General features: G+C 60.6%; 10 protein-coding genes and 1 riboswitch. Of the genes, 7 read left to right on the top strand and 3 right to left on the bottom strand.

Annotated features, from left to right (window positions below; all coding sequences use genetic code 11):
• The 3 genes from HY737_03740 to HY737_03730 all read right to left on the bottom strand — a co-directional run.
• On the bottom strand, positions 1-168 hold a 168-nt coding region (locus HY737_03740), incomplete at its 3' end, for a hypothetical protein (GenBank protein MBI4597495.1).
• A gap of 135 nt (positions 169-303) precedes the next feature.
• Positions 304-406: riboswitch (cyclic di-GMP riboswitch) on the bottom strand.
• Positions 407-460: 54 nt separating this feature from the next.
• Positions 461-1,297 carry a hypothetical protein gene (locus HY737_03735; GenBank protein MBI4597494.1) on the bottom strand — a complete coding sequence of 279 codons (837 nt, stop codon included), beginning with the start codon at positions 1,295-1,297 and terminating at the stop codon, positions 461-463.
• 33 nt (positions 1,298-1,330) lie between these two features.
• Positions 1,331-3,028 carry an AAA family ATPase gene (locus HY737_03730; protein ID MBI4597493.1) on the bottom strand — a complete coding sequence of 566 codons (1,698 nt, stop codon included), beginning with the start codon at positions 3,026-3,028 and terminating at the stop codon, positions 1,331-1,333.
• Positions 3,029-3,159: 131 nt separating this feature from the next.
• Between HY737_03730 and HY737_03725 the strand changes: the two genes are divergently transcribed.
• From HY737_03725 to HY737_03695, 7 genes are all read left to right on the top strand, one after another.
• On the top strand, positions 3,160-4,077 hold the full coding sequence (locus HY737_03725; protein ID MBI4597492.1) for an ATP phosphoribosyltransferase: 918 nt from the start codon (positions 3,160-3,162) through the stop codon (positions 4,075-4,077).
• A gap of 82 nt (positions 4,078-4,159) precedes the next feature.
• Positions 4,160-5,617: a tetratricopeptide repeat protein gene (locus HY737_03720; GenBank protein MBI4597491.1), complete on the top strand. Its 1,458-nt coding sequence runs from the start codon at positions 4,160-4,162 to the stop codon at positions 5,615-5,617.
• Positions 5,618-5,718: 101 nt separating this feature from the next.
• Positions 5,719-6,552: a transketolase gene (locus tag HY737_03715; protein ID MBI4597490.1), complete on the top strand. Its 834-nt coding sequence runs from the start codon at positions 5,719-5,721 to the stop codon at positions 6,550-6,552.
• Between the two features lie 57 nt (positions 6,553-6,609).
• A complete protein-coding gene (locus tag HY737_03710) occupies positions 6,610-7,557 on the top strand; it encodes a transketolase family protein (protein ID MBI4597489.1) in 948 nt (315 codons plus the stop codon).
• A 76-nt stretch (positions 7,558-7,633) separates the two neighbouring features.
• Positions 7,634-7,924: a type II toxin-antitoxin system Phd/YefM family antitoxin gene (locus tag HY737_03705; GenBank protein ID MBI4597488.1), complete on the top strand. Its 291-nt coding sequence runs from the start codon at positions 7,634-7,636 to the stop codon at positions 7,922-7,924.
• 3 nt (positions 7,925-7,927) lie between these two features.
• A complete protein-coding gene (locus tag HY737_03700; protein MBI4597487.1) occupies positions 7,928-8,230 on the top strand; it encodes a type II toxin-antitoxin system RelE/ParE family toxin in 303 nt (100 codons plus the stop codon).
• A gap of 205 nt (positions 8,231-8,435) precedes the next feature.
• Positions 8,436-8,738 (top strand): type II toxin-antitoxin system VapB family antitoxin, encoded by a 303-nt coding sequence (locus tag HY737_03695; protein ID MBI4597486.1) that lies wholly within the window; start codon positions 8,436-8,438, stop codon positions 8,736-8,738.
• Positions 8,739-8,834 lie beyond the last annotated feature (96 nt).

The raw sequence follows: 8,834 nt of genomic DNA, 5'->3' as shown, positions 1-8,834 counted from the left end.
GCTGCCGCCTTGCGTGGCAAAGTACGAGCTGCTGGTGCTGCGCAGCTCCTGGTACACCCCGCGCGGCGAGGGGTAGTAGGTGGTCAACGTGATCTCCTCGGCCACAACATAGGCGGTCGTCGCGAGCAGCAATCCAATGAGCAACCAACCCGGCAGCGTCTGTTTCATCGCCTACCTCCCAGTGTCAAGGCGATATCAGATATGAAATGGCCGTTTGATATCAGATATCAAACGCCCAAACCATATCAGATATGAAATGCCCATTTCATATCTGATATCGAACGAAAAGGCCGAGCCGCCTCATTCGGTAGCTCGGCAATCTCTTCACTGATACGGCAACTCGGCAGTCTCGAAGAGACCCGTAGCTTTGCGGCCCCCGGTCACCCGGGGTGTGCCTTTCTCGTCAGTCGTAATCCTAATCTCAAGTATAGCGTCTGTGGCGACGGAGCGTCAAGAGCCGTTACCGAAACAGGCCCAGACGCGCTTTAGGCAGGACGAAATTGCGGCCAGTGAGGGGGTGGATGAGGCGCACCTGATCGAAGGAGTCGAAGCGATAGCTGCCGAGCACCTTGGCGATCTCATTGGTGGCCATCTGGAAGACCTGCTGGATCGTCGCCTCATCCAGCGGGGCCCCGGTGGAAGGGGCCACATCCAGCGTAAAGGCGAATTCCCGGTTTTGGAATCGTCCGGCGCAGGCACCGATCGTCGCAAGACCTGGCTGCTGCACTTGCTCGATGAGCTGCCGCTGGATGCGCCGCGCGAGCTGCCAGCTCAAGAACTCTTCCAGGCGGACCTCATGCGGCAGGTACGAGTCGAGGGTGATCTTGGCCGGCCCCACAGCGTTAAGCTCAAAGACGGTGCGGGCGATGATCTCCGGGGTGTCGAGCATGTTGGCATTCGCCCGCCGGATGTCATCAAGGTAGCGCACGATGGTCAGGTAGGCCCCTGGGGTGTTCGGATCGGAGAGCAGCACGACGTAGAACCGCACGTCGGCATCCGTGCTCAGCAGCACGCGGTGCAGCGACGTGATGATTTTCCGCGTGGCCTCATCGAACGCCGGGCCGACGTTGATGTGCCCGCCGGTCTGCGACAAGGCGTCTGGATAGATGAGCTGCACGGCCACGGTATGCTCGAGGACGCGAACGGCCGTCGGGGCAATGCCTTCGCTGGTGAGGACGGATGTGACGGCGTCTGAGAGGCGGGCTTTAGGATACGTCGGGCCGCTGCCGCAGCCTGCCGCCGCCAGCAGGCTGCCGCCACAGCAGAGGATGCCTAATGCGCGCAGCAGCAGGTTCATTCGTCATCTCGTCGTCGTCATGCGTCAAATGCGTTAGAGGTGGATCCCCGGTCCGGTCGAGGGAAAGGTTCGCTCTTTCCCGCATTCCTTGAAGATCGCTTCAATTTCGTCGTATTCCAGCTCGTTTTTGCGCAGCAGCTCGTCCTTGAAGCGCTCCAGCAGCGCATCTTCCTTGCCCAGCAGATCCTCCACTTCCTTCAAGCACGCCTGCATGATCTGGTTGGTTTCCTCGTTCAATTTTTCCTTGATGCGATCCGAGAGATGATCGCCCGACGCAGTTCGGCGGAACGCCCAGGAACCGACGAGCATCTCGTAGTCGCCGATAAACCCGTTCGTGCCCATCCCAAGGCTCCAGACCATGTGGTGGGCGGCGGAAATCGCATGCTGAAAGTCCGCGGCCACTCCCGAGGTAGTGGAGCCGCATTTGAGTTTCTCCGCGACGTAGCCGGCCAGCGAGGCCTTGATGTCCGCGAGCAGCTTATCGCGCGTTTCGCTGTAATACTCCTGCCGCGGCACATGGTAGACCACGCCCAGCGTTGAGCGGCGCATGTAGATGGAGGCCTTGAACACGTCGTGCGTTGGATGCAGCATGTAGACCGCGATGAGGTGCCCGGCTTCGTGATACGCGGTGTTGCGCCGCTCTTCTTCCGGCATCGTGCGGTAGCGCTTGGAGCCCATGTCAATGCGCTCAAACGCTTCCGACAAATCCTTGTAGTTGACCACTTCGCGCTTGCTGCGCGCCGCAATGAGCGTGGCTTCCTGGACGATGTTTTGGATGTCCGCCGGCGACTTCCAGACCGACCGCCGCGCTAAGCGCGCGTTGTCGATGACCGGATCCGCCTTCACCTTGGCGAGGTAGAATTGGAAGAGCTTCTCGCGATCCTCAAGGCCGGGCCGGTCCACGTAAATCTTTCGGTCGAACCGGCCGGGGCGCAGCAGGGCCTCATCCAGCACGGCCTCCGCCTGGTTCATCGCCCCGATGACCACGATATTGGAGCCTTTGCTGTGCAGCCCGTCCATCTCCACAAGCAATTGGTTGACCGTGTTGTTGTAATCGGTCTGGGCGCCGAAGCCAATGTCCATGCTGCGGGAGCGTCCCACGGCGTCGATCTCATCCAGAAACACGATGCAGCCGCCGTGGATTTCCGCCATCATCCGCGCGCGCTTAAAGAGCGACCGCACGCGCGCACCGCCCGTGCCCATAAAGATGACATTAAATTCCGCCCCAGAGGCGGAGAGAAAGGGCAGCCCAGATTCGGTGGCGATGGCTTTGGCGAGGTAGGTTTTGCCGCAGCCCGGCGGGCCCATCAGCAGAATGCCGCGCAGCACCTTGCCGCCGATGCGGGCGACCTTGGCGTGGTCGCGCAGCAGCTCAACGACCTCCCACGCCTCTTGCTTGCCCTCTTCCATACCGACGACCTCGCTCCATTTCACTTGGTTGGCGGAGCGGCCGGCGGACTCGCCGCTCAAGTTGGTCATTTGGCCGAAGCCCCGGCCGCCGAAGAGGAAGTACTGATAGAGGAAGACGAACGACACCGCCGCCAAGATCGACTGCAGCGGGGTGAGCGACGTAAACGCCATGATGTAGTCCCGCTGGTACGAATCCAGCCGGCCGATGGCGATGACCGGCCAGATCACGGAGGCGAGCAGAACCAGCCCGACCGCGACTTTGATCCAGTGGATCGTCAAAAACAGACGCAGGTGGGCCCACAAACTCCGTCGAGGTTTCATCTCAATCTCCAACTATAGCATGTTCCGGAGAAGCCTGTCAACGATCCATGGCGCCCAGGACGGAAAAAATCAGCGCCCCGGCATAGGGTTTGATAAAATGAAGGTTCTGTCGCATACCCAAGGAGTTCCCCATGACCAGAAGCACGCAGCGATCCCCGGCCCCGCGGTTGAAGCTAGGATTGCCCAAAGGCAGCCTGCAGGAAGCCACCGTGCGCCTTTTTGCCCGGGCTGGTTTTCAGGTCGTCATCAGCGAACGCTCGTACCAGCCCTCGATCGATGATGCGCAGATCGAGCCGATGCTCCTGCGCGCCCAGGAGATGTCGCGGTACATCGAGCAGGGCGTGCTCGATTGCGGGATCACGGGCCAGGACTGGATTTTGGAAAACCGCTCGCGGGTCACGCGGGTCGCGGAGCTCGTCTATGCCAAGCGCACCACGCGGCATCCGGTCCGATGGGTGCTGGCGGTGCCGGCCGAGGCGAAGATCACCTCGATCAAGCAACTGCAGGGCAAGCGCATCGCCACCGAACTCGTCAATGTGACCAAAGCGTATCTGGCCAAGCACGGGGTGCATGCGGATGTGGAGTTTTCGTGGGGGGCCACCGAGGGCAAGGTGCGGGCCGGGGTCGTGGATGCCATCGTCGAACTGACGGAGACTGGCCAAACGCTGGTGGCGAATGGCCTGCGCATTCTGGACACGATTTGCGAATCGACCACGCAGCTGATTGCGAATCCGGCCGCCCTGCGTCATGCCTGGAAGCGGCGCAAGATCGAGAGCCTCAAGACCCTGCTGCTGGGCGCGGTCGAAGCCGACGGCAAAGTGGGTGTCAAATTGAATGTGCCGGAGCGGAAGCTCCAACAGCTCATCGACGCGCTGCCATCGATGAAACGCCCCACCGTCTCGAAACTCTGGTCCCGCGACAACCGCGATCCGTGGTGGGCGGTGGAAACCATCATCGAAGAACGGGAGATCAAGGCGCTGATCCCGAAGTTGAAAGAGGCGGGCGGGCAGGACATCATTGAGTATCCCCTCAACAAAGTGATCTACTAACTGCAGCACATAGCAAATAGCACATAGCACATAGAATTGATCAATGAGAAACGCGTTCCGTTTTTGCTATCTGCTATCTGCTATGTGCTATCTGCTCAGCAGCGGATGCGCGACGACGCATGTCGTCCATCGAGAGACGGATCGCGCGGCGTTGAGCTCCTACTTGCGCGGCTTGCTCTACGAGCGCTCCTTGAAACTGCCGGACGCCCTCGATGCGTATCAGTTGGCCCTCACCCATGATCGCCGCTCGCCGGTCTTGCATGTGCGGTTGGGGGCGACCTACGTGAAAATGGGCCAGATGGACAAGGCGCTGGACTCCTTTGAGCGCGCTTTAACACTGCAGCCCGACCAGCCCGACGCCTTGCGGTGGGTGGCGATGCTGCACGCCTCGCAGGGCCAGCTCGAGAAGGCGGTTGACGATTATGAGCGGCTGCAGCGGATCGATCCGGAAGACCAATTTGTGCTCAGCACGCTGGCCGATCTCTATGTGCTCCAAGGCCAGCTCGATCGGGCGATTGCGCTCTACCATCGGATCAGCGACGCGGCCGGCTCCTCAACGCAGCTGCACTATAACCTCGGCGTGCTCTACGGCCGGGTGGGGCAGTATGAGGAGGCGCTGCGGGAGCTCTCGCGAGCGCTGGAGCTGCAGCCGGAGAGCCTCGAGACGCGGCTGGCCCTGGGGCTGACCTTTGAGTTGGCCGATCGGCCGTCGGAGGCGGCGGCGCATTACGAAGCCGCCCTGCATCTTGACCCGTTTAACCCGCGCTTGTATTTCCACTCGGCCCGCGCGCACGCCTCGGCCAAGCAGTATGCGCAGGCCCTGGCGAATTATCAGGCGGTGCTGGATCTGACCCCGCATGATGTCGATGCGGTGGTGGGGGCGGTGCGGGTGTGGATCGTCCAGGGCCGCTATGAGGAGGCGGTGCAGTTTCTCGGCAAGCAGTTGGAGGCCTTCGGCGAGCGGCCGGATTTGTATGTCGCCCTCGGCATCGTCTACCGGGAGGCGCAGCAGACCCACGAAGCGCTGCGGGCGTTTGAGAAAGCCATTGCCCTCAACGCCGAGTATGCGCAGGCGCATTTTTACGCGGCCTCGCAGCTGGATCGGCTGGGGCGCCGGGATGAGGCGCGGCGGTTCTTGCAGCGGACGCTGGAGCTTGATGCCCACCACAGCGATGCCATGAATTATCTCGGCTACATTCAGGCCGAAGAGGGCACGCGATTAGAGGAGGCCAAGCAATTGATTGAGCGGGCCCTCATGCTCGATCCGGACAACGGCGCCTACCTCGACAGCCTCGGCTGGGTGGAATTCAAAATGGGGCATCTGGACGAGGCGATGAAATATCTTGAGCGCGCGGCTGTCCTCATCGATAATGATGCGGTGATTTTTGACCATCTCGGCGATGTGTATTTTCAGCGGCATGATGTGGAGCGCGCGCGAGCCAGCTGGCAGCGCGCGGCGGAGCTGGATCCGCAGCAGACGACGATCCAAGAGAAACTAAAAACAATGACCAATCACCAAGCACCAATAACCAAGCAGTGACCAATGTTCCAATAACCGAATGACCAAACGGTTTGGTTATTGGAACATTTGGTGATTGGTTATTGTTTGGTCATTGGAATTTGGTCATTGGTTATTTCCTGATGAGCGCTCAACGGTTGCAACCTGATCTCCAGGCGTTGAAAAAATTAGCGGTGGAATTGCGCCAGGCTATCTTGCGCATGATTGCCAACGCGGGCAGCGGCCATCCCGGCGGCTCCTTGTCCATGGTCGAGCTCCTGGTCGGCGTGTATTGGCACGCGCTGCGCCATGATCCCACACGGCCCCAGTGGCCCGACCGCGACCTCTTTCTCTTGTCCAAAGGGCACGGATGTCCAGCGCTCTATGCGGTGCTGGCGTACCAGGGCTACTTCCCCAAAGACGAGTTGATGACCCTGCGCAAGTATCCTACGAGGCTCCAGGGGCACCCCGAGCGCAACTCGGTGCCGGGAATCGAAATTTCCGCAGGGTCCTTGGGCCAGGGCTTGTCGATGGCCAATGGCTTGGCGATGGCCGATCGGCTGGATGGCCGCGCGCGCCGGATCTACTGCTTAATGGGCGACGGGGAAATCCAGGAAGGCCAAGTGTGGGAGGCGGCGATGACAGCACACCACCACAAGCTGGACGCGGTCTGCGCGATCATCGACGCGAATCAGTTGCAGCAAAACGGGCCGGTCAAAGAGATCCAAGACATCGAGCCGCTCGCTGACAAATGGCGCGCCTTCGGCTGGCATACGATTGAAATCGACGGCCATGACATCGCCCAGGTGTGCCGTGCGTATGATGAAGCCGCGACGATCACCGGCAAGCCCCAGGTCGTCGTCGCGCGCACGGTGAAAGGCAAGGGGGTCTCCTTCATGGAGCTGAACCACGCCTGGCACGGCGTGGCCCCCAAACCCGACGAACTTGAGCGCGCCTTGAAAGAACTTGAGTCTTAGAGCGATATCAGATATCAAACGTCTGTTTGATATCTGATATCGATTGGAAGACAGCCGATGGCGGATAAAGCGACACGAGACGGATTCGGAGAAGGGCTGCTGGAGTTGGGGAAGACGAACCCTCACGTGGTCGCGCTCTCCGGCGACTTGGAAGATTCTTGCCGCGCGATTGCGTTCAAGAAAGCGTACCCCAATCGATTTTTTTCCGTGGGCATCGCCGAGCAGGATTTGATCGGCACGGCGGCCGGCCTGGCTCTGGCTGGCAAGATTCCGTTTGCGTGCTCGTTCTCCCAGTTCATCGTCGGCAAGACGATTGAGCAGTTGCGCTTGGCCGTCTGCTACCAGCAGCTGAATGTGAAAATCGCCGGCTCGCACGGCGGGCTGTCGGTCGGGGCGGATGGCGCCACCGCCGAAGCGCTGGAAGAGTTTCCCCACATGCGCTCCCTGCCGCACATGACGGTGATCGCGCCGTGCGATGCGATTGAGGCCAGGAAAGCGACGATCGCCTGCGCCGACTACCCGGGCCCGGTGTTCCTGCGGCTGGGTCGAGCCCCCGCCCCGGCGGTGACGAAAGAGTCCGATCCCTACCAGATCGGGCAGGCGATCACGATGCGGCCGGGCGCTGATGTGACCATCATCGCCTGCGGCGTGATGGTCGGGCATGCGCTCGCGGCCGCCGAAGCGCTCCTCAAGGAGGAGATCGACGCGCGCGTCATCAACCTGCACACGATCAAGCCGATCGATCGCGAGGCCATCATCGCCGCCGCCAAAGACACCGGGGCGCTGGTCACGGCCGAGGAACACTCCGTGATTGGGGGCCTGGGCAGCGCGGTGGCTGAAGTGGTGGTGCAAACCCATCCGGTGCCGATGCGCTTCGTCGGTGTCAATGACCGCTTCGGCACCTCAGGCGACCCCGCCGTCCTCCTCAAAGCCTTCCATCTCATGCCCGAGGACATCGCCCGCGCCGCCCACGACGTCCTCCGCCTTAAACAGCAAGCGCTCTAGGTTCCCCGAACATTGTACATTGAATTGACAATTGAATAGGCTTATGATATGCTTGTTTCAGTGAGGAGGAGTGAAGATGAGACGCATCAAGGAAGACACAACTCTCGTGGGAGTGTCCGAGTTCCGAACGCATGCCGAAGAGATCGTCAAGACAGCCCAGCGAGAACCGGTCATCGTGGAAAAGCGCCACAAGCCGATGGCGGTCTTATTGCCTATCGAGCAGTACGAACGCACAGAAGGGCTGTTGGATTTGGTTGAGGACACCATCTTGGGACTTTTGGCCAAGGAGCGCGTTCGGCGTGCCCGCCCGAAGGATTATATTTCGCTCGAAGAGCTTGAACGACGCGTCGGTCTGCGCCATTCGTGACGAATGTGGCAGGTCGAGATTCATCGCCTCGTTGTCGACGAGGATTTCGCGCGACTTGACGTTGCGGCTCGTCAGCAGATCGCCAAAGCCATTCGGGCGAAATTAACGACGAGTCCCACGACATTCGGCAAGCCGTTGGCCGGACCGCTCAAGGGCTATTGGCGGCTTCGGGTGGGCGCCTACCGCGTCATTTACCACATCGAGCGCGATCGCTTGCTTGTGCTCGTCATCAACGCCGGCATGCGTCGCGATGAAGAAGTGTATATTGAAGCGCTCGCCCGCTTACGCAAGCTTGGCTTTCTCTAACACGCGCGGCCGCAGGCCCACCTGCACCCATATGGATGAGCATGCCCGAAGACATCGCCCGCGCCGCCCGCGACGTCCTGCGCCTTTAAGCAACAAGCCATCTAGCGTCCACCGTGTAGGGGAGATTGAGCAGCATCGATACGTATACGGCGAATATGGTATAATACTCAGTAAGACAAAGTAAGCATTTATCAGTGGAGACGAGATGCGAGTGACGAGGACGTGGACGATTTCGCTGCCGCCTCAGATGAGTACGCTGGCAGCAGCGCTGGCCCGAGTGGAGCATCGCACCAAAAGCGAGCTGATTCGTGAAGCGTTGCGGCTCTATGTGGCGCAACGGGGCCAGCCGCTCTCGCTTGGTGCTGCCGAGCGGCTCACGCGGGTTGGTGAACTTGCCGACGCGTACCGACATCGCACCGCCACGCGCCAGCCTACCGAGGCTGAGCTCCGCAAGCAGTTTAAACCGATTCGCCTGCTGCATGATCGGCTGCGGCGTCGCCTCGGATGATCCCACTTATGAAAACGCTCTGCAACACCCAAACTCCGACCCATGCGATCGGTCGTGAACGCCCTGAGGCGTTGCGACCGTTCCCTGACTCCCATC

This window comes from Candidatus Omnitrophota bacterium (assembly GCA_016209275.1).
In the GTDB taxonomy this organism is placed as follows: Bacteria; Omnitrophota; Gorgyraeia; order Aquiviventales; family Aquiviventaceae; genus JACQWM01.
The sequence above is the reverse complement of the archived record's forward strand: the minus strand, read 5'-3'. Positions and strand labels throughout refer to the sequence as shown.

Coding starts and splice junctions, on each gene's coding strand:
- HY737_03710 (MBI4597489.1), top strand. CDS start 6,610: ATGGCGGATAAAGCGACACGAGACGGATTCGGAGAAGGGCTGCTGGAG.
- HY737_03735 (MBI4597494.1), bottom strand. CDS start 1,297: ATGAACCTGCTGCTGCGCGCATTAGGCATCCTCTGCTGTGGCGGCAGC.
- HY737_03695 (MBI4597486.1), top strand. CDS start 8,436: ATGCGAGTGACGAGGACGTGGACGATTTCGCTGCCGCCTCAGATGAGT.
- HY737_03715 (MBI4597490.1), top strand. CDS start 5,719: ATGAGCGCTCAACGGTTGCAACCTGATCTCCAGGCGTTGAAAAAATTA.
- HY737_03725 (MBI4597492.1), top strand. CDS start 3,160: ATGACCAGAAGCACGCAGCGATCCCCGGCCCCGCGGTTGAAGCTAGGA.
- HY737_03720 (MBI4597491.1), top strand. CDS start 4,160: ATGTGCTATCTGCTCAGCAGCGGATGCGCGACGACGCATGTCGTCCAT.
- HY737_03700 (MBI4597487.1), top strand. CDS start 7,928: ATGTGGCAGGTCGAGATTCATCGCCTCGTTGTCGACGAGGATTTCGCG.
- HY737_03705 (MBI4597488.1), top strand. CDS start 7,634: ATGAGACGCATCAAGGAAGACACAACTCTCGTGGGAGTGTCCGAGTTC.
- HY737_03730 (MBI4597493.1), bottom strand. CDS start 3,028: ATGAAACCTCGACGGAGTTTGTGGGCCCACCTGCGTCTGTTTTTGACG.